This is a genomic window from Tardiphaga sp. (assembly GCF_044336785.1).
Classification (GTDB): domain Bacteria; phylum Pseudomonadota; class Alphaproteobacteria; order Rhizobiales; family Xanthobacteraceae; genus Tardiphaga.
The window spans coordinates 44,066-63,062 of the sequence record NZ_JBIIOT010000013.1 but is presented as its reverse complement, the minus strand read 5'-3'; the positions used below and the strand labels follow the sequence as shown (position 1 = coordinate 63,062).

At 64.3% G+C, this 18,997-nt stretch carries 17 protein-coding genes; 5 read left to right on the top strand and 12 right to left on the bottom strand.

Annotated features, from left to right (window positions below; genetic code table 11):
* Positions 1 to 17: 17 nt before the first annotated feature.
* Positions 18 to 236 carry a DUF2093 domain-containing protein gene (locus ACIQ2A_RS06395; protein WP_398476976.1) on the bottom strand — a complete coding sequence of 73 codons (219 nt, stop codon included), beginning with the start codon at positions 234 to 236 and terminating at the stop codon, positions 18 to 20.
* A gap of 80 nt (positions 237 to 316) precedes the next feature.
* The gene (gene xseA / locus ACIQ2A_RS06390) at positions 317 to 1,921 is read right to left on the bottom strand and encodes an exodeoxyribonuclease VII large subunit (RefSeq protein ID WP_398476974.1); all 1,605 of its coding nucleotides are present in this window, start codon (positions 1,919 to 1,921) and stop codon (positions 317 to 319) included.
* Positions 1,922 to 2,003: 82 nt separating this feature from the next.
* On the opposite strand from xseA, the gene purD reads away from it, so the two are divergent.
* Entirely contained in the window at positions 2,004 to 3,287 is a 1,284-nt protein-coding gene (purD, locus tag ACIQ2A_RS06385) for a phosphoribosylamine--glycine ligase (protein ID WP_398476972.1), read from the top strand.
* A 70-nt stretch (positions 3,288 to 3,357) separates the two neighbouring features.
* Positions 3,358 to 3,612: a DUF6894 family protein gene (locus tag ACIQ2A_RS06380; RefSeq protein WP_398476970.1), complete on the top strand. Its 255-nt coding sequence runs from the start codon at positions 3,358 to 3,360 to the stop codon at positions 3,610 to 3,612.
* Here the strand turns inward: ACIQ2A_RS06380 and ACIQ2A_RS06375 are convergent.
* The gene (locus tag ACIQ2A_RS06375; protein ID WP_398476968.1) at positions 3,583 to 4,029 is read right to left on the bottom strand and encodes a nucleoside deaminase; all 447 of its coding nucleotides are present in this window, start codon (positions 4,027 to 4,029) and stop codon (positions 3,583 to 3,585) included. The genes ACIQ2A_RS06380 and ACIQ2A_RS06375 overlap by 30 nt on opposite strands.
* A gap of 146 nt (positions 4,030 to 4,175) precedes the next feature.
* On the opposite strand from ACIQ2A_RS06375, the gene ACIQ2A_RS06370 reads away from it, so the two are divergent.
* From ACIQ2A_RS06370 to ACIQ2A_RS06360, 3 genes are all read left to right on the top strand, one after another.
* On the top strand, positions 4,176 to 6,359 hold the full coding sequence (locus ACIQ2A_RS06370; protein WP_398476966.1) for a pseudouridine synthase: 2,184 nt from the start codon (positions 4,176 to 4,178) through the stop codon (positions 6,357 to 6,359).
* 3 nt (positions 6,360 to 6,362) lie between these two features.
* Positions 6,363 to 6,917 carry a 16S rRNA (guanine(966)-N(2))-methyltransferase RsmD gene (gene rsmD, locus ACIQ2A_RS06365; protein WP_398476964.1) on the top strand — a complete coding sequence of 185 codons (555 nt, stop codon included), beginning with the start codon at positions 6,363 to 6,365 and terminating at the stop codon, positions 6,915 to 6,917.
* Positions 6,918 to 7,022: 105 nt separating this feature from the next.
* Positions 7,023 to 7,409, top strand: coding sequence for a VOC family protein (locus ACIQ2A_RS06360; protein ID WP_398476962.1), 387 nt, complete (start codon positions 7,023 to 7,025; stop codon positions 7,407 to 7,409).
* Between the two features lie 107 nt (positions 7,410 to 7,516).
* Here ACIQ2A_RS06360 and mutL read toward each other — a convergent pair whose 3' ends face one another.
* From mutL to ileS, 9 genes are all read right to left on the bottom strand, one after another.
* Entirely contained in the window at positions 7,517 to 9,337 is a 1,821-nt protein-coding gene (gene mutL, locus ACIQ2A_RS06355) for a DNA mismatch repair endonuclease MutL (RefSeq protein WP_398476960.1), read from the bottom strand.
* 216 nt (positions 9,338 to 9,553) lie between these two features.
* The gene (locus tag ACIQ2A_RS06350; RefSeq protein WP_398476958.1) at positions 9,554 to 9,949 is read right to left on the bottom strand and encodes a VOC family protein; all 396 of its coding nucleotides are present in this window, start codon (positions 9,947 to 9,949) and stop codon (positions 9,554 to 9,556) included.
* Positions 9,950 to 9,983: 34 nt separating this feature from the next.
* Positions 9,984 to 10,400 (bottom strand): alternative ribosome rescue aminoacyl-tRNA hydrolase ArfB, encoded by a 417-nt coding sequence (gene arfB, locus ACIQ2A_RS06345; RefSeq protein ID WP_398477015.1) that lies wholly within the window; start codon positions 10,398 to 10,400, stop codon positions 9,984 to 9,986.
* A 264-nt stretch (positions 10,401 to 10,664) separates the two neighbouring features.
* Positions 10,665 to 11,570, bottom strand: a complete 906-nt coding sequence (locus ACIQ2A_RS06340) for a ketopantoate reductase family protein (RefSeq protein ID WP_398476956.1) — start codon at positions 11,568 to 11,570, stop codon at positions 10,665 to 10,667.
* On the bottom strand, positions 11,570 to 12,931 hold the full coding sequence (locus tag ACIQ2A_RS06335) for a M16 family metallopeptidase (RefSeq protein ID WP_398477013.1): 1,362 nt from the start codon (positions 12,929 to 12,931) through the stop codon (positions 11,570 to 11,572). The genes ACIQ2A_RS06340 and ACIQ2A_RS06335 overlap by 1 nt, the downstream gene beginning before the upstream one ends.
* Before the next feature lie 2 nt (positions 12,932 to 12,933).
* On the bottom strand, positions 12,934 to 14,319 hold the full coding sequence (locus ACIQ2A_RS06330) for a M16 family metallopeptidase (RefSeq protein ID WP_398476954.1): 1,386 nt from the start codon (positions 14,317 to 14,319) through the stop codon (positions 12,934 to 12,936).
* Positions 14,320 to 14,470: 151 nt separating this feature from the next.
* Positions 14,471 to 15,127: a hypothetical protein gene (locus tag ACIQ2A_RS06325; RefSeq protein WP_398476952.1), complete on the bottom strand. Its 657-nt coding sequence runs from the start codon at positions 15,125 to 15,127 to the stop codon at positions 14,471 to 14,473.
* 162 nt (positions 15,128 to 15,289) lie between these two features.
* Positions 15,290 to 15,787: a signal peptidase II gene (gene lspA, locus ACIQ2A_RS06320; protein ID WP_398476950.1), complete on the bottom strand. Its 498-nt coding sequence runs from the start codon at positions 15,785 to 15,787 to the stop codon at positions 15,290 to 15,292.
* 163 nt (positions 15,788 to 15,950) lie between these two features.
* Positions 15,951 to 18,935 (bottom strand): isoleucine--tRNA ligase, encoded by a 2,985-nt coding sequence (gene ileS, locus ACIQ2A_RS06315; RefSeq protein WP_398476948.1) that lies wholly within the window; start codon positions 18,933 to 18,935, stop codon positions 15,951 to 15,953.
* Positions 18,936 to 18,997 lie beyond the last annotated feature (62 nt).

Sequence of the window (18,997 nt, the reverse complement as noted above, 5' to 3'; positions counted from 1 at the left end):
TCCGCCCTACGGTCGGACTACTTCACCTGTTCCGGATAATGCCGCTTCAGCACCGCCGTATGCGTGGCATAGGCTTCCTGCCGATCGACGCTCCAGTATTTCAGCTCGTCCAGCGGGATGCGTTCGCCGGAAATGGCGCAGGTCACATAGGTGCCGGGCGCGATCACGCGAAAATCGCCGTCGAGATATTGCAGCTTGGCTTCGCCATTGCCGGATGGGCCGAATTTATTGAGCACGGCTGGTCTCCTGGATCGATGTCGTCATTTCAAAGCATAAATAGGGCCTCGGCGCCCCGAATGGAAGCGCCACCCGTGGACTAGAACAGGTCGCCCTGATCCACCTTGGCCTTGCGCTTCGGTATTGCGGGCTTGGGGGCCGCCTTCGTTTCACGCGGTGTCGCTGGAATGTCGCCATCCGCCAAGACACCCACGCGGCCATCGGCAAATTCGATGGTCAGCCGGGCACCGGCATTGATGCCGGCCGCTGCATGCAGTGCCGCGCCCTGTTCGTCGCGCACCAGCGCAAAGCCACGGGCGAGCACGCTGCGATAGGAGAGGGCGGCGAGCAGCTTGTTCGAGGCCTCGACGCGCGCTTGCTGGCGCTGCAGCAGTGTCGTCAGTGCACGGCGGGCGCGCTCGGTCAGACGCAGCGTACGCTCGCGATCCCTTGTGATCGCATTGCGCTGCGCCTGCGCATTGGCGGATTTCGACGTCTTGAGGCGCAATGCGAGATTGGCAAAACGGTCGCGGCGCTCGCGCAGCAGTGCGCGGGCCGCGAGTCTCAGGCGCTCGCCGTACACCGTCTGCCGCTGCGTTGCATGTGCGATCTGTGCGCGCAGCACGCGGAGCGTCAGGCCGGAGCTGGCCTCGACGAAGCGGCGATGATGCGCATGGGTGTTCGCCTTCAGCGCGCGCGGCAGCGAGGCGCCGGCACCGTCGAGGCGCTGGCGCGGAATGGCAAGCAGGTCGCCCGCATTCGGCAGAGCGCGTGCGGCAGCGCGCAGCTCGTTGCGGCGGGACTCCTGCGCGCGCTGCCAGCACAGCATCATGCGGCGCTCGAAGGTGCCGATCTCGACAAGCAGTTCCGCACGCACTGGCACCGCCATTTCGGCTGCCGCAGTCGGCGTTGGCGCGCGCTTGTCGGAAGCAAAGTCGATCAGCGTGATGTCGGTCTCGTGGCCCACGGCGGAGATCAGCGGGATCATGCTTTCGGCCGCAGCGCGCACCACGATCTCTTCGTTGAACGACCACAGGTCTTCCAGCGAGCCTCCGCCGCGGGCGACGATCAGGAGATCAGGCCGCGGAATCTTGCCGCCAGGCTCCAGTGCGTTGAAGCCGTGGATCGCGGCTGCGACCTGTTCCGCGGAGCCTTCACCCTGCACGCGCACGGGCCATACCAGCACATGCCGTGGGAAGCGGTCTTCGAGGCGATGCAGGATGTCGCGAATCACGGCGCCGGTCGGCGAGGTGACGACGCCGATCACTTCCGGCAGCCATGGCAGCAACTGTTTGCGCGCCTCGTCGAACAGGCCCTCGGCGCCGAGCTTGCGCTTGCGCTCTTCCATCAAGGCCATCAGCGCGCCGACGCCGGCGGGCTCCAGCGCCTCGATGACGATCTGGTATTTCGACGAGCCGGGATAGGTGGTCAGCTTGCCCGTCGCGATGACTTCGAGGCCCTCTTGCGGGCGGAACCGCATCCGGCCGTGGACGCCCTTCCAGATCACGGCCTCGATCTTGGCGCTCTCGTCCTTGAGGGAGAAATAGCAGTGGCCGGAGGAGTGCGGCCCGCGAAAGCCGGTGATCTCGCCACGCACGCGCACATTGCCGTAGGCGTCCTCCACCGTCCGCTTCAGCGCCGAGGACAGCTCTGAGACGGTGAATTCGGTGGAATTCGTGAGGGGAGCAGCGGCAGTTTTAGGCATCGGGGTCTCGGGCTGTTGCGGCAGCGGATTAGCATGCTAAACGCTGGCAAAACCATCCAAAACCCGGCCAGGCAGTCATCCCATGAACATTCTTCTCATCGGTTCCGGTGGCCGCGAGCACGCGCTGGCATGGAAGCTGGCGGCGTCACCGCTACTGACGAAGCTCTGGTGCGCGCCCGGCAATGCCGGCATCGCGCAGGAAGCGGAATGCGTGGCGCTGGATGTCGCCGACCATGCGGCCGTGATCACGTTCTGCCGTGACAACAAGATCGATTTCGTTGTGGTCGGGCCGGAAGCGCCGCTGGCCGCCGGCATTGTCGATGACCTCGCCGCAGCTGGTATCAAGGCGTTCGGGCCAAGCAAGGCGGCGGCTCGCCTCGAAGGCTCCAAGGGTTTCACCAAGGATATCTGCAAGGCGAACAATATCCCGACCGCTGCCTATGAGCGCTTCAGCGATGCGGACAAGGCCAAGGCCTATATCCGCGCCCAGGGTGCGCCGATCGTGATCAAGGCCGACGGGCTCGCCGCTGGCAAAGGCGTGGTGGTGGCGATGACGCTCGCTGAGGCCGAGGACGCCATCGACATGATGCTCGGCGGCGGGTTTGGCGCGGCTGGCGCGGAAGCCGTTGTCGAGGAATTCATGATCGGCGAGGAGGCGTCGTTCTTCGTGCTGTGCGATGGCGAGAATGCGCTGCCGCTGGTGGCTGCGCAGGACCACAAGCGCGCTTATGACGGCGACAAGGGGCCGAATACCGGTGGCATGGGTGCCTATTCGCCGGCGCCGGTTTTCACGGATGCGATTCAGAAGCGCACCATGGACGAGATCATCCTGCCGACGCTGAAGGCCATGAAGGACATGGGTTGCCCCTATAAGGGCGTGCTGTTCGCGGGCCTCATGATCACCGACGAAGGCCCGAAACTGATCGAATACAATGCCCGTTTCGGTGATCCGGAGACCCAGGTGCTGATGGTCCGCCTGATGTCGGATCTGCTGCCGGCGCTGATCGCCTCGGCTTATGGCCAGCTGAAGAATTTCGATTTGCGCTGGTTCCCGGACCCGGCGCTGACGGTTGTCATGGCGGCCAAGGGCTATCCCGGCGATTACGACAAGGGCACCCGCATCGGCGGCATCGACCGCGCCGAGCAGATCGAGGGCGTCGAGGTGTTCCATGCCGGAACCAGGGCTTCCGGCGACTGGATCCTGGCCAATGGCGGTCGTGTGCTCAATGTCACGGCCTCCGCCAAAACGGTCGGGGAAGCCCAGCGCCGAGCTTACGAGGCCATTGGCCTGATTAACTGGCCGGAGGGCTTCTGCCGCCGCGATATCGGCTGGCAGGCCGTGGCGCGCGAGCGCAAGTGCAAGTGACGGTAGCCGGAGGTTCTGCCTTCTGCGGAACCAAAGGTTGTGTGCGGCGTTGAGGGCCAAGAGGTTCCTCATGGCGCATTATTATTTTGACCTGAAGAACGGCATGACTGAGCGCGATCACGCAGGGCGTGACCTCGATAACGACGCTCAGGCCATCGCAGAAGCCTATGCAATTGCTGATGAAATCTCATCTCGGCCACCAGCCAATCGCGAGCATGCGCGCCACGTTTGCGTCGTTCACGAAAATGGCCACGAGGTCATGCGCGTGCCGGTGATTACGCGGATGCAGCGAGTGTCAGCGGCGGGCGCGAAAAAAATCTCGTAAAATCTTCGCAGATTCCATTTCGCCCACGGCGGAATAGACCTCCGGCGCGTGATGGCAGGCCGGGGAGGCGAAGAACCTGACCCCGGATTCGACGCCGCCGCCCTTGGGATCCGCTGCGCCATAATACAGCCGGCGGATGCGGGCGAATGAGATCGCCCCGGCGCACATGGTGCAGGGCTCCAGCGTCACATAGAGATCGCAATCCACCAGCCGCTCGCTGCTGAGCTGGGCGGCGGCCTGCCGGATCGCCAGCACTTCGGCATGGGCCGTGGGGTCCTTGTCGGTCAGAGTGCGATTGCCGGCGCTGGCAATCACTTCGCCGTTTCGCACGATCACGCAGCCGATAGGTACTTCCCCCGCCTGACCAGCGGTTTCGGCGGCTTTCAGGGCCAAATCCATGAAAGAAGGGGCGGTCAAAAGCTCGTTTCCTGCGCAAAACTCTGCTACGGAGTGGCCTTCAGCAAAAGCGGTCCTGTTTCGCCTTGATGCGTCGCCTGTCGGCGACCCTGCGAAACCGTCTCCGTGCTCAACCCAATTCAGCTTCCGCTGCAGCGAGACCTTTCATGCCCCGCGATAACGATAAAAACAACGGCCCCTCGCGCGGCCGGCCGCCCGGCGGCAAGGGTCCGGCCAAAGGTGGCCGTTCCGGCGCGGCCCGCGGCCCGGAGAAGAAATTTGCCAAGCGTGATGGCACCTACACGCCGCGCCCGCCGCGGGACGGTGATGGCGAGAAGCGCCCTTATGCCGGCAAGCGTGATGGTGAGCGCGCGCCGCGCCGTGACTTCGGCGATGCGCCGCGTCCGCGCTTCAACCGCGACGAGCGTCCCGCGCGCAGCGACAGCGATCGTCCGCGCGGCCCGCGCAAGGATTTTGGCGGCGGTGAAAAGCGCAGCTACGCGCCGCGTGGCGATCGCCCGGATTTCAAGCGCGATGATCGCGCACCGCGTGGTGACCGCGGTGATTCACGTCCGGCGGGCCGTTTCTCCGACAAGAAGTTTGGCGAGAAGAAGCCCTATGCATCGCGCGATGGCGGCGGCGAGAAGCGCAGCTATGCACCGCGCGGTGATCGCCCGCAGGGTGATCGGCCGTTCAGCGCGCGTCCGCCGCGCGATGGTGATCGTCCCCGCGGTGACCGCCCGTTCGGCGACAGGAAGCCGCGTGATGGTGACGGCGAGAAGCGCGCCTACGCGCCGCGCGGCGATCGTCCGCAGGGGGATCGGCCGTTCAGCCCGCGGCCGTCGCGGGACGGCGACCGTCCACGTGGTGATCGGCCGTTTGGCGACAAGAAGTTTTCGCGTGGCGCACCGGATCGTGGCGGTCCGCGCAAATCGTTCGGCAAGGATCGCGATTTCGAGCGCGGCCCCGACCGCAGCGATGAGAAGCCGTGGCAGAAGCGCGAAGGCGACGACCGCAGCAGCCGTCCGGCGCGTGCGCCGCGCGATGGCGAGCGCAAATTCGACCGGCCGAAATTCGACAAGCCCCGCTTTGAACGTTCGCGCGATGATCGCCCCGAGCGCAGCGGCGATGGCGAGCGTCCGCGTTTTGAGCGCGCGCGCGAGGACCGTCCACAATTCGAGCGCTCGCGCGAGCCGCGCGGCCGGTCGGACTGGCAGGAGCGTCCCCGCCGTGGCAGCGAGGGCGACGAGCGCCCGCGTCGCGAGAACGAGGACGACAGCCAGATCTTCCGCCAGCGCCCCGCCTTCGGTGGCCGCGGCGAATATCGCCCGCGCGATCCCGATGCGAAGAAGGCGCCGCGCAAGCCTGTCGAGAAGAAGGGCGCCGAACGTGTCGCCAAGGTCGTGGCGCGCGCCGGTCTCTGCTCGCGCCGCGATGCCGAGGAGTGGGTGACGCAGGGCCGCGTGTCCGTGAATGGCCGCGTGATCAATTCGCCGGCGCTGGATGTCACCAGCAATGACGTCATTACCGTGGACGGCAAGCCGTTGCCGGCACGCGAGCGCACGCGGCTGTTCATGTATCACAAGCCACGTGGCCTGATGACGACCCATGCCGATCCGGAAGGTCGGCCGACAGTGTTCGATCATCTGCCGGAAGACCTGCCGCGCCTGATCTCCATCGGCCGTCTCGACTTCAACACCGAAGGCCTGTTGCTGCTCACCAATGACGGTGGTCTCGCCCGCACGCTGGAACTGCCCGACACCGGCTGGCTGCGCCGCTATCGCGTTCGCGCCCATGGCAACGTCACTCAGGCACAGCTCGACGAGCTCAAGAACGGCGTCGAGGTCGATGGCGTGAAGTACGGCGCCATCGATGCAACGCTGGAGCGCGACCAGGGCGCCAATGTGTGGCTGGTGTTTGCGATCCGCGAAGGCAAGAATCGCGAAGTGCGTAACATCTGCGCCCATCTCGGCCTTGAGGTGAATCGCCTGATCCGCATCTCCTACGGCCCGTTCCAGCTCGGCGAGCTGGAAGAGGGCGAGGTCGACGAGGTGAAGACGCGGGTGTTGCGCGAGCAGCTCGGCGAGAAGATCGCGGAAGCCGCCGGTGCCGATTTCGGCCGTCAGCTGCCGAGCAAGGGCGACACCTCGCTCGATCCGGTCATCGTCAAGAAGCCGGTGCTGAAGCGCTCGACGGTGGAGGACCGCAAGGGCCGCCGCGTCGTCGTGCAGCGATCCGGCTCCGAGGACACCCGTGCGCGCAAGGAAGCCGATGCCATGTTCGGCGGCCCGAAGAAGCCGCCGAAGCGCGGCTACAAGGGCAAGCGCGATATCAAGCCGCGGGACGCGTAGCCGATGCGCGTGATTGGTGGCCGGCTGAGGGGCCGCAATATTGCAGGCCCCTCGACGCAAGCGATCCGTCCGACGCAGGACCGGCTGAGGGAGTCGCTGTTCAATATCCTGATGCATGCCTACGAGAATCCGATGCTCGATGCGCGGGTGCTCGATCTCTATGCGGGCACCGGCGCGCTCGGCATCGAGGCGGTGTCGCGTGGCGCCAAGTTCACGCTGTTCGTGGATAATGGCTCCGAAGCGCGTGCGCTGCTGCGCGACAATGTCGAGAGCCTCGGCCTTGGCGGCGTCACCAAGGTCTATCGCCGCGATGCCAGCGATCCCGGCCCGGCGCATCCGGTGGAGCCGTTTGCGCTGGTGTTCATCGATCCGCCCTATCGCCAGAAGCTCGCGGAAAAATCACTGGTCGCCCTGCGCAACGGCGGCTGGCTGGTGCCGGATGCGCTGGTGGTGGTGGAAGAGGCGAAGGATGCCGAGTTCGTTGCCCCCGACGGCTATGAAGAAATCGAGCGTCGCGCCTATGACGACACCGAGTTTACGTTTCTGAGATTCCGATGAGGCGTAGGATGGGTTGAGCGGAGCGAAAACCTATCGACCACATGCGTGAAAGATGATGGGTTATCGCTTCGCTCAACCCATCCTACAAGAAAGAGGAAATTTCCGATGACGCTCGCCTGCACCTGGGATCACGTCCATATCCGCACGCCCGATGTCGAAGCCACCGCACAGTGGTTTGCCGACAAGCTCGATGCCGAGATCCTGCGGGCGCCCGGCCGTGTTGATATCAGGCTCGGCGGCGCGTTGATCTTCCTGGCACCGGTGACACCGGAGATGGGCGTCAATCCGCCGCCGGTGACGCCGTATCAGGGCCTCGATCATTTCGGCCTGAAGGTGAAGGACATCGATGCGGTCGCCGCCGATCTCAAGGCCCGCGGTGTCGAGTTCACCAAGGAGCCGCATACGTTGAAGCCGGGCCTGCGCATCGCCTTCATCCGCGCGCCGCAGGGCGTGTCGATCGAGATCCTGGAACGCGATCCGAAATATACGTGAGATGAGACTTCTCAAACGTCATTGCGAGGAGCGCAGCGACGAAGCAATCCAGTCTTTCTTCACTTGGCTTTCTGGATTGCTTCGCTGCGCTCGCAATGACGGCGCATTTATCTCCGCCCGAACAGCTTCTCGATATCGTTGAGCTTCAGCTCCACATAAGTCGGGCGGCCGTGATTGCACTGGCCGGAATTCGGCGTCTCTTCCATCTCGCGCAGCAGCGCGTTCATCTCTTCCGCGCGCAGACGCCGTCCGGAGCGGATCGAGCCGTGACAGGCCATGGTGGCTGCCACATGCATCAGGCGGCGCTCCAGCGGCAGCGCTTCGTCCCATTCGGCCATGTGCTCGGCGAGATCGCGCAACAGCGAAGCCGCATTGGTCTTGCCGAGCAGCGACGGCGTCTCGCGCACGGCGATGGCGCCGGGGCCGAATGAGTCGATCGCAAGCCCATAGCTCGCCAGCTCTTCGGCGCGCTCCACCAGCTTCTCGACGGTGGCTTCGTCCATCTCGACGATATCGGGGATCAGCAGGATCTGCCGCTGCACGCCGTTCTTGGCGAGCGAGGCCTTCAGCTTTTCATAGACGATGCGCTCATGGGCGGCGTGCTGATCGACCAAGATCATGCCATCGCGGGTCTGGGCGATGATGTAGTTCTCATGCACCTGCGCGCGCGCCGCACCCAGCGGGCGATCGAGCAGATCCGCCTGCGGGGCTTCCTCGAAACGCACATCGGCTGTCGGCGTGCCGACATCGAAGGCGGCCTGTGGCGCTTCGGCAAACGCGGTCGCACCACCGAAAGCGGGCGCAGGCGCCACCGGATAGGACGGCGACCGCTGCCAGTCCCAGTTCGCATTGCGTGACGTAAAGCCCGGCGCGCTGTTCGGCCGGAACGAGGACAGCACCGCGCCGGCATCATTGTTCGCCGCCGTGCGCTTGCCCTCGCGCGCGAGGCCGTCCTTCAGCGCATGCACGATCAGCGCGCGCACGAGGCCGGCATTGCGGAAGCGCACCTCGGTCTTGGCCGGATGCACGTTGGCATCGACCTCCTGCGGGTCGAGGGTGACGAACAGCGCCAGCACTGGATGACGGTCGCGCGGCAGGTAGTCGGAATAGGCGGCCCGCACGGCGCCGACGATCAGCTTGTCGCGCACCGGGCGGCCATTGACGAACAGATACTGGCCCAGTGCATTGGCCTTGGTGAGCGACGGCGATGCGGCGAAGCCTTCCACCACGACACCTTCGCGCTCGCTGCGCACGGCGATCGCGCTGGCGCGAAACTCCGCGCCGAGAATATCGCCGAGCCGCGTGAGCTGGCCGGGGGCACCGGGCAGCGCTGCAGCCCAGGTGATCGGCACCCGCTTTTCGCCGGACAGCGTGAAGGCGACATCCGGCCGCGCCATCGCAAGCCGGCGCACCACTTCGCGGATCGCTTCCGCCTCGGTGCGGTCGGTCTTGAGGAATTTCAGCCGCGCCGGTGTCGCATAGAAGAGATCGGCGACCTCAATGCGGGTGCCCTGGCCCAGTGCCGCCGGCATGATCGGCTCCTTGGTGCCGGCATCCACGGTCAGCGACCAGGCGTGCGGCTCGCTGGCATGGCGCGTGGTGATGCCGAGTCGCGCCACCGAACCGATGGACGGCAGCGCCTCGCCGCGAAAGCCCAGCGTGCGGATCGCCAGCAGATCCTCATCATCGAGTTTCGAGGTGGCGTGACGCTCCACCGCCAAACCGAGATCGGAATGGGTCATGCCATGGCCGTCATCGGTGATGGCGATCTTCCGCCGGCCGCCGCCATCGCTGAAGATTTCGATCCGCGAAGCGCCGGCATCGATGGCGTTCTCGACGAGCTCCTTGACCACGCTCGCCGGCCGCTCGACCACCTCGCCGGCGGCGATGCGGTTGACGATGGTTTCTGGCAATTGGCGAACGGGCATGGGTCTCGGCGCGCGGTGGATAGTCGAGGATATGTAGGGAACCTAGGGTGCCATTCTAAGCCCCGTAAGGCCGTGTGTCCCGATCGGATCGAAGCTGTCCCCGGCTGGATGAGCCGATCCGCAGGGCGGATGAGCCAAAGGCGTCATCCGCCGGCCGAATTCATGGTTGAAGCTCTGCGGCGGATGACGCTGCGCTCATCCGCCCTTCGGCTTCACTCACGCGAATCGGCCGCCTCTTTCGATGACCTCGATCTTGTAGCCGTCGGGGTCGGTGGCGAAGAAGAAGCGTGCCAGCGGCTTGCCGTCATGCTTGAGTTCGCGCAGCGGGCCGGGAGCCAGCTTTTGCTGTTCGAAGCGCGCATGTTCCGCGGCCAGATCGTCCACCACGACGGCGAGATGGCCGTAGCCGTCGCCCAGCGTATAGGGCTCGGTGCGGCCTTTGTTGATGGTCAGCTCCAGCTCGAACGGTGAGGAGGGGTGGCGCAGATAGATCAGCGTGAAGTCGTCGAAGGCCAGCCGTTCCGCAATCTCAAGTCCGAAAGCGCGCTTGTAGAAATCAAGTGAACGGGCTTCATCGATCACGCGAATCATGGAGTGAACGGGGTTGGCCATGGGGCAGTCCTTGTAGTCGTGGTGGCAGGTGGAATCAGTCGGTGAAGCGGCCACTGCGCCCGGCCTTGACGTCGCCACGGCGCTTCTTGCCTTCCAGGCGGCGTTTCTTCGAACCGAGCGTCGGCTTGGTCGGCCGCCGCGGCGGCTCGCGATAGGCGGCTTCCTTGATCAGCTCCACCAACCGTTCGATGGCATCGGCCTTGTTGCGCTCCTGGGTGCGAAAGCGCTGGGCGTGCATGACGATCACGCCGTCCTTGGTCATGCGCTGGCCGGCGAGGGTGCGCAGGCGGATCTCCATGTCCTCGGGGATCGTCAGCTTCTTGCTGTCGAAGCGCAATTGCGCGGCGGTGGAGACCTTGTTGACGTTCTGTCCGCCGGGGCCTGACGCGCGCACATAGACGATCTCGATATCGTCTTCCTCAATGGCGATGGCGCGGGTGATCCGGAGCAGCATGCTGGGTTCGTAGCATATCAATTGCTCGTCGTCCCGGCGAGCGCCTGGACCATCGCATATGGCGTTTGAGCGATGGGGGATAGTGCTCGGCCTGCATGGTTCGAGACGCCCGCTTTGCGGGCTCCTCACCATGAGGATCTTCTACAGAGCCACGCTCGGCCCTCATCCTGAGGAGCGGCCGCTTGGCCGCGTCTCGAAGGATGGCTGCGGTGCGGTATGCTCCTCGCGATTCATATGCGGTAGCCCTGCGGCGAACGGAGCCTAGCGCCCCTGCCGCGACCCCGAGCGCTCCACCAGCTTCACCATCACCTGCAGCGCATGATTGGTCGGCGTGGGAATGCCGTGTTCGATCCCCTTGCGGACAATGAAGCCGTTGAGGAAGTCGATTTCCGAGGGCTTGCCACGGCCGAGATCCTGCGAGGTCGAGGATTGCTGGGCCGGCATCGACGCAGGGAGGCCGAGGGTCTTGTCGAGCAGGTCGCCCGGCAGCGACACGCCACACGCTTTCGCCACCGCAAGGCATTCGGTGACGGCATTGGTCACGATCTGGCTGGCGCCCTCGACCTTGACCATCTCGCCATAGGCGATGCCCGCAACCGCCGATAGTGCGTTATAGGCGCAGTTGTTGATGAGCTTCGACCATTGCACCGCATCGATATCATCGGCCACGGTGGTTGGCACATGGGCTTCGGAAAGGAGCCTGGCCAGTTCAGCGCTGTGCGGCCCGGCGCCGATGATCAGCTCGCCACGGCCATTGTGTTTCACATGACCCGGCCCGGGCATCTCGGTCGCGACATAGACGGCTGCAGCGATCACCGGCTGGCTCAAGATCTTGCGCAGGCGCTCGGGATTATCGACGCCGTTCTGCAGGCTGAGCACGATCGAGTCGGGTTTGAGTATCGACTTGAGCGTCCTTGCGGTTTCGTCGGTGTCGCCGGATTTTACAGCGAACAACACCAGATCAGGCGGCGTCAGCTCTGCGATCTCCGTCACGGCCTTCGCCGGGATGAAGCCGGTGAAAGCCGCGCTTTCGAAGCGGAGGCCATGCGCATTGATGGCCTCTACATGGGCGCGACGTCCGACCAAAGTGAGGTCATGGCCCGCGCGCAGCAGCATGGCACCGTAATAGCAACCGACGGCGCCGGCACCGATGACTGCGACCTGCATTAGTTCGCTTTCGGCGCCGGAGCCACCGGCGCTGCTGCCGCCTGCGGCGCGCGGCCAACGACGACGCTGAGCAAGCCATCGGCCCAGAGCCGCTTGGCTGCCGCCTTGGCCTGATCCAGCGTCACTGCATCGACGATCGAATTACGCTTCTCGATATAATCGATCGGCAAGCGGTCGAGCTGATACTGCAGCAATGCGCTGGCGAGCTTCGACGAGGTATCGAGTGCCAGCATCTGAGAGCCTTTCAGATAGGATTTGGCTTCGTCCAGCTCCTTCTGGCTCGGGCCTTCGTCGGCGAGCCGCTTCACCTCGGCAGTCACCGTGTCGATGGTCTCGGTGGCGCGGTCGGCGCGGGTGGCGGTATTGCCGATCCACAGGCCGGAGCGCTGCATCCAGATCAGCGAACTCGAGACGCCATAAGCGAGGCCGCGCTTCTCGCGCACTTCGTGATACAGCCGCGAGGACAGCGTGCCGCCGCCGAGGATGTGATTGACGATATAGGCGGCCATGAAGGTGGGATCGTCACGCTTGAGGCCGGGGGTGCCGAACGTGATCACGGTCTGCGGCACGTCGAGCGTGACGAATTCTTTCTTCGGCGGCTTGGTGACGGTGACGTCGGGTATCGTCACAAGGTCGGCCTTGGCAGGCAGCGCGCCAAACGTCTTGTCGAGGAGCTTGGCGAGCGCGTCCGGATCGATGTCGCCGACGACGGCGATCTTCAGCGTATCCTTGGCAACGATGCGGTTCTTGTAGGCCTTGATGTCATCGACGGAGATCTTCGGCACGTCGACCAGATTGCCGTTGGACGACCGGCTGTAGGGATGATCGCCGAACGCCACTTCCAGGAATTTGCGCGTCGCCAGCGCATTCGGGTTCGTGGTTTCGCGGCGCAGGCCGGAGAGGATCTGCGTGCGGATGCGCTCGATATCGGGCGCATCGAAACGCGGCGAGGTCAGAGCGAGACGGGCGAGATCGAAGGCTTCGTCGCGATTCTCCTTCAGCATGCGCAGCGAGCCGCGCAGATAATCGCGCTGGGCGTTGAAGCTCAGCTCGATGGCGCGGCGCTCCATGCGTTCGCGGAACGCTGCGGAATCCAGATCCCCGGCGCCTTCATCCATCAGGCTGGCGACCATGTTGGCGGTGCCGGACCTGTCTTTCGGATCCTGCGCCGCGCCACCGCCAAAGGCATATTCCATGGCGATGACGGGGACGGTGGCATCCTGCACGAACTGCGCTTCGATGCCGCCCGGGGTGACCAGCCGCTGCACCTTGGCTGCGGCGAATGAGGGCGTTGTCATCAGCGCGACAAGCGAGACGGCGGTGGCGACGGCGATGCCGAGACGGCGTGCGTTAAAGATCATGCTCACGACCGCTTCTCCTCGCGCTTCGCCGTAGTATCTTTGATCAGGTAGCCGGTAACCGAGCGCTTCTTGTCGAGCCAGGTCTGTGCTGCGGCGCGGACCTGTTCGGCGGTCACCGCCTTGATGCGGTCGGGCCAGCTGCGAATGTCCTCGACGCTGAGTCCGGTGGTGAGTGCTGCGCCATACCAGCGCGCCAGTGCGGCCTGGCTGTCCTGCGCGTAAACCGCTTCGGCGACGAGCTGCGTCTTGACGCGTTCGAGATCGGCGGCCGGCACCGGATTGGCGGCGACGTCGGCGATGACGGCATCGATGACCTTCTCGATGTCAGCGAATTCAGTGCCGGGCTTCGGCGAAGCCGAGATCATGAACTGCGCGCTGTCGAGGGCGGTGCCCTGATAGCCTGCACCGGCATTGACCGCGAGCTGCTTGTCGATGACGAGCGCACGATAGAGGTACGAATTCGGACCGCCGCCGATCAGTTGCGCCAGCACGTCGAGCGCCTGGCTTTCGCCGGCCGCGGCGGTGGTGGCCGAAGGGACAAAATAAGTGCGGCGCAGGTTGGTCTGCTCGACGCGCGGATCGGCGAGCGTCACCGTACGCGGTGCAGCGGGTGTCGGCTCTTGCGGGCGGATGCGGCGCTCGGGGATCGCGGGCTGCGCCGGGATCACACCATAGGTACGCTCCACCATCGGGCGGATTTCCTGCGGATCGACATCACCGGCGATGATCAGCGTCGCGTTGTTCGGGGCATAAAAGCGCTTGTAGAAAGCGAGCGCATCCTCGCGGTCGAGCTTCTCGATCTCCTGATGCCAGCCGATGATCGGGCGGCCATAGGGATGATTGAGATAGAGCGCGGCCATGATCTGTTCGCTCAGCCGTGCCTCGGGGCTGTTAGCGACGCGCATATTGTATTCTTCCAGCACAACGTCGCGCTCGGGCAGCACGTTCTCGTCTTTCAGCACAAGGCCGGTCATGCGATCAGCCTCGAATTCCATCATGCGGCCGAGCTGGTCCTTGGTGACGCGCTGATAGTAGCCGGTGTAGTCGGTGGAAGTGAAGGCGTTCTCCTCGCCGCCGACGCGCTGCACGGTCTGCGAGAATTCGCCGGCCGGATGTTTGGCCGTACCCTTGAACATCAGATGTTCGAGGAAATGCGCGAGGCCGGATTTACCGGGCGTCTCATCCGCAGATCCGACCTTGTACCAGATCATCTGCGTGACCACCGGCGTGCGGTGATCCTCGATGACCACGACCTGCATGCCATTGTTGAGCTTGAAGGTGGTGGGCGGCTTCGGGCTGTCGGTCTGCGCTTGCGCTGCGAAACTGCCGGCGAGCAACAGAGCGGCGACGGTGGCAGAGCGCGCGGCACGGGCGAATGATGTTGTCATGGCTGGGCTAGCTGCTCCTTGGCGCAGGCGAGCGATCGCGCCGGCTGCAGTTGCAGCCGGCGCGATGCGATAAAACGGTCTTTGAAAAATGGCGAAGCGCGATGTGCGCTGCAAGTTAAGTCGCGGTAACGTGGCAACCGCGGCGCCGCGGTCAATACTTACCCGTCATCGGGTTGATATTGTATTCGTTGCGCATGACTTCCTTCGGGCCGGTGCCATAGGCATAGCCCTGCGCCGGGGTCTGGTAGCCGACCGGTGGCTGGGTCAGCGAATCGCGCGTCGGTTCGCCTTCGAACTTGGCGACCTCGCCCTTGTTGCCGCCGAACATGTTCTTGAACATGCCGCTGGAGACACCAAGCTGCGACGGGCTCAGCACGATGTTCTTGTTGGGATCGCCGGGATGCGAATTATCGACGCCCGAGGACGACACCCGCGCGCGCTTCGGCGCCATTTCGGACGGCGTGAGCGGACGCGAGGCTTCCAGCACTTCTTCCGGCCGACCACGCTGGGAAGCAGCGGCGGCTTCGCGCGCGCGCTTGACGTCCGGGTCCTTCGGCCAGTTGGCAACATTGGAGGTCTTGCTCGTAGCAGCCGGCTGCGGCAGGTCGATGCGCGGCGGAACCACCAGCGGCGAGCGCTCGCGATAGTCGATGCCGGAATTTTCCATATTGGTGCCGCCAAGGCCGGTCATGATCGACTTGATGGCCTTTTCCTCGAAGGTCAGGTTGTCATCGTCATCGTCGGCGGCATGGGCAATCGTCGCGGACATCGCAAGGCCGAGGCTGAGCGCGACTGTGGCCAGTCGCAAAGAGCGCTTTAGAGCGCCCGATGAAAGGTGCAGAGCCCAACCGGTCCCGGTCTCGCGCATCGTGTTCATCCTGTTCAAATCTCTGGCGGCAAATCTGTGCCAAAACGCCCAAACTGGCGCAGTTCCACCCGCATCGCCCATGGCCTCGCGTATCGGCTGGGATCAGGGCGCTTTTACGGCGGGTGCGCCGAAGAAGGAGTCATACAGCAAGGCCGCCACACCGGCAACGATGGCGACATCGGCAAGGTTAAACACGTACCAGTTGTAGGTCTTGCCGCCGAATTCGGCGTGGAGCAGCGCAAAATCGACCACGGCGCCATAGGCGAAGCGATCGATGGCATTGCCGATGGCGCCGCCGATGATCAGGCCGAGTGCAATTGTCGCAACGCGCGTCTGCGCGCGGACCATCCAGACGGTGAGGGCGATCACGGCCACGATCTTGAAGCCGATCAGGAGGATTTGGCCGGTCGGCCCGGAATCCGAAAACCAGCCGTAGCTGATGCCCGTGTTCCAGGCGAGGATCAGGTCGAAAAAGGGGAGTACCTTCACAAGTCCACGCCGGCCAAGATCGAAGCCGTGGAGCAGCCACAGCTTCGACGCCTGATCGAGGATCAGGGTGGTAACGGCAACGATCAGGCCGGAACGGGCGGCGGGGGTCATTGGGGCACCGTCCGCTGATCCAAACGCGATGTCGTCCCCGCGAAAGCGGGGACCCATAGCCTCGGTCGGGAGTGTTTGGCTGAGTCGAAGGGCATGGCGACCTTAGAGCGCATCATGGAGTCGGAGGGTATGGGTCCCCGCCTTCGCGGGGACGACAACTGAGTTATCCGACTCCCAGCGCCTTCCATTCCCGCAACGCCTGCGCGTCGCGCGGGGTCACGTCCGGATACTCCTTGTCCTCACCGACGGTCGGCAGGATCTTCCAGGACCGCGCACACTTCGTACCGACGGCCTTCTCCACCACTACGGCAACGCCGGGGACGTCGCTCAGCGTAAATGCGCCGGCCGGTGCATCGCCATTGGTCAGCATCGCATTGGACGTGATGCAGATCTCGGCGAGATCGATATCGGCGAACAGCATGAAGACCGCCTTATCGCTGACATGCACCAGCGGCGACGCTTCCAGCGACGAACCGATATTCTTCGCGGCGCGTTCGACTTCGAGCGCGCCGGTGACGACACGGCGAACGTCGCGGATCGTCTCCCACTTCGTCGCAAGTGCGTCATCCCTGAACTGCGCGAGCCCTTCCGGAAACACCGTCAGATGCACCGACGGCTCCGCATCCGGCCGATACATCCGCCAGGCTTCGTCCATGGTGAAGGAGAGGATCGGCGCCAGCCACTTCAGGATCGCGTCGCAGATGGTGTCGATCGCCGTCAGCGCCGCCTTGCGCGCGAGCGAGGACGGCGCGTCGCAATACAGCGTATCCTTGCGGATATCGAAATAGAACGCCGACAGTTCGGTGTTCATGAAAGTCGCGAGCGAGGCCACCACGGTCTTGTAGTCGAAGTCCTTATAGGCCTGCTGCACCTTGGCATCGATCTCGGCGAGCTGATGCAGCATCAGCCGCTCAAGCTCCGGCATGTCCTTGAACGCGACGGCATCGGTCTTGTCATAGTGATGCAGCGTGCCGAGCATCCAGCGCACGCTGTTGCGCAGCTTGCGATAGGTCTCGATGGTGTTCTTGATGATCTCCGGGCCGATGCGCTGGTCGTCGGCATAGTCCGTGGCGCAGACCCACAGGCGCAGGATGTCGGCGCCGGAATCCTTGATCACCTTCTGCGGCTCGATGGTGTTGCCGAGCGACTTCGACATCTTGCGCCCGTTCTCGTCGAGCGTGAAACCGTGGGTGAGCACGACGTCATAGGGCGCGCGGCCGCGCGTGCCGCAGCTCTCCAGTAGCGACGAGTGGAACCAGCCGCGATGCTGGTCCGAGCCTTCGAGATACATCACGGTGTCGGTGCCGCCATCGACCTTGCGCTTGATGCCGGCAAGACCCGGGAAGTGCACGGGGTCTTCCAGCACGAACGCATGCGTCGAGCCTGAGTCGAACCAGACGTCGCAGATATCGTCGACTTTCTTCCACGCTTCATTTGCCAGCGAGCCGAGGAAGCGCTCGCGGGCGCCCTCCGCATACCAGGCGTCAGCGCCTTCCTTCTCGAACGCGTCGGCGATGCGCTTGTTGACGTCGGCGTCCTGCAGGATCTCGGCCGAACCATCGCCGGTCTCGCGCACGAACACGGCGATCGGCACGCCCCAGGCGCGCTGGCGCGAGATCACCCAGTCGGGCCGCCCCGAGATCATGCCGGTGATGCGGTTCTGGCCGGCGGCCGGCACCCATTGCGTGACCTTGATGGCGTCGAGCGAGCGGGCGCGCAGCGTGTCGCCAGCTTTCGCCTTGCCGTCATCGACGATGTCCTTGTCCATCGCGATGAACCATTGCGGCGTGTTGCGATAGATCACCGGCTTCTTCGAGCGCCAGGAATGCGGATACTGGTGCTTGAGACGTGCACGCGCCACCAGCGCGTTGCGCGCGATCAGTTCCTTGATCACGGCCTCGTTGGCGTCGCCCTTCTCGCCCTTGTCGTTCAGCACGCGGGTGCCGGTGAAGCCCGGCGCCTGCTCGGTGAGCGCGCCGTTCTCATCGACGGTGTAGGGGATCGTGGTGGCGATACCGCGTTCGGTGAGCTGGCGGCCATTCACCATCCAGATGTCGAAGTCGTCGCGGCCATGGCTGGGTGCGGTATGCACGAAGCCGGTGCCGGCATCGTCGGTGACATGATCGCCGTTGAGCAGCGGCACGATGAACTCATAGCCGCCGGCAAAACCCTTCAGCGGATGACGGCATTCGAGATCCTCGAGGATGTCGGAAGACAGCTCGCTGCTCTTCTTGAACGAGGTCACGCGCGCCTGCTTGAACACGCTCTCCGCCAGCGCATCGGCGAGGATCAGCAGATCGCCGGTCTTCAACCAGTTGTCCTCGGGCGCGTCGGTCACCTCATAGAGGCCGTAAGAGATCTTGGAGGAGAACGAGATCGCGCGGTTCGCAGGCAGCGTCCATGGCGTGGTGGTCCAGATGACGACCGATGCCTTGGCGAGGCGACCGAACTCGGCGGCGACCGGGAATTTCACCCACACCGCATCCGACGTGTAGTCCTCGTACTCGACCTCGGCCTCGGCCAGCGCGGTCTTCTCGACCACGCTCCACATCACAGGCTTGGAGCCGCGATACAACGTGCCATTGGCGGCAAATTTCATCAGTTCGCGCGCGATCTGCGCTTCGGCGAAGAAGTCCATGGTGGCGTAGCGGCCGGCCCAGTCGCCGACGATGCCGAGGCGCTTGAATTCCTCGCGCTGGATGTCGAGCCACTTGCCCGCATAGGCGCGGCATTCCTGGCGGAACGCGATCATCGCCGCGCCGTCCTTGAAGTTCGGCTTGGTCTTGCCCTTGGAGCGGTAGTTTTCTTCCTCGATCTTCCACTCGATCGGCAGGCCGTGGCAGTCCCAGCCCGGCACGTAGTTGGAATCGAAGCCCAGCATCTGCTGGCTCTTGGTCACCACATCCTTGAGGATCTTGTTAAGTGCGTGCCCGATATGGATGTTGCCGTTGGCATAGGGCGGGCCGTCATGCAGCACGAATTTCGGCTTGCCCTTCGCGGTCTCGCGGAGCTTGCCGTAGAGGTCGATTTCCTTCCAGCGCTCCAGCATCTTGGGCTCGCTGGTCGGCAGACCGGCACGCATCGGGAACTCGGTCTGCGGCAGATACAGGGTCTTGGAATAGTCGTTGGTCGCGGGCTTATCGGACATGAGATGGGACTCGGGGGCTCTGGCTAGCTCGAATGGCGCGGAAACGCGTCGGGAACGCGATG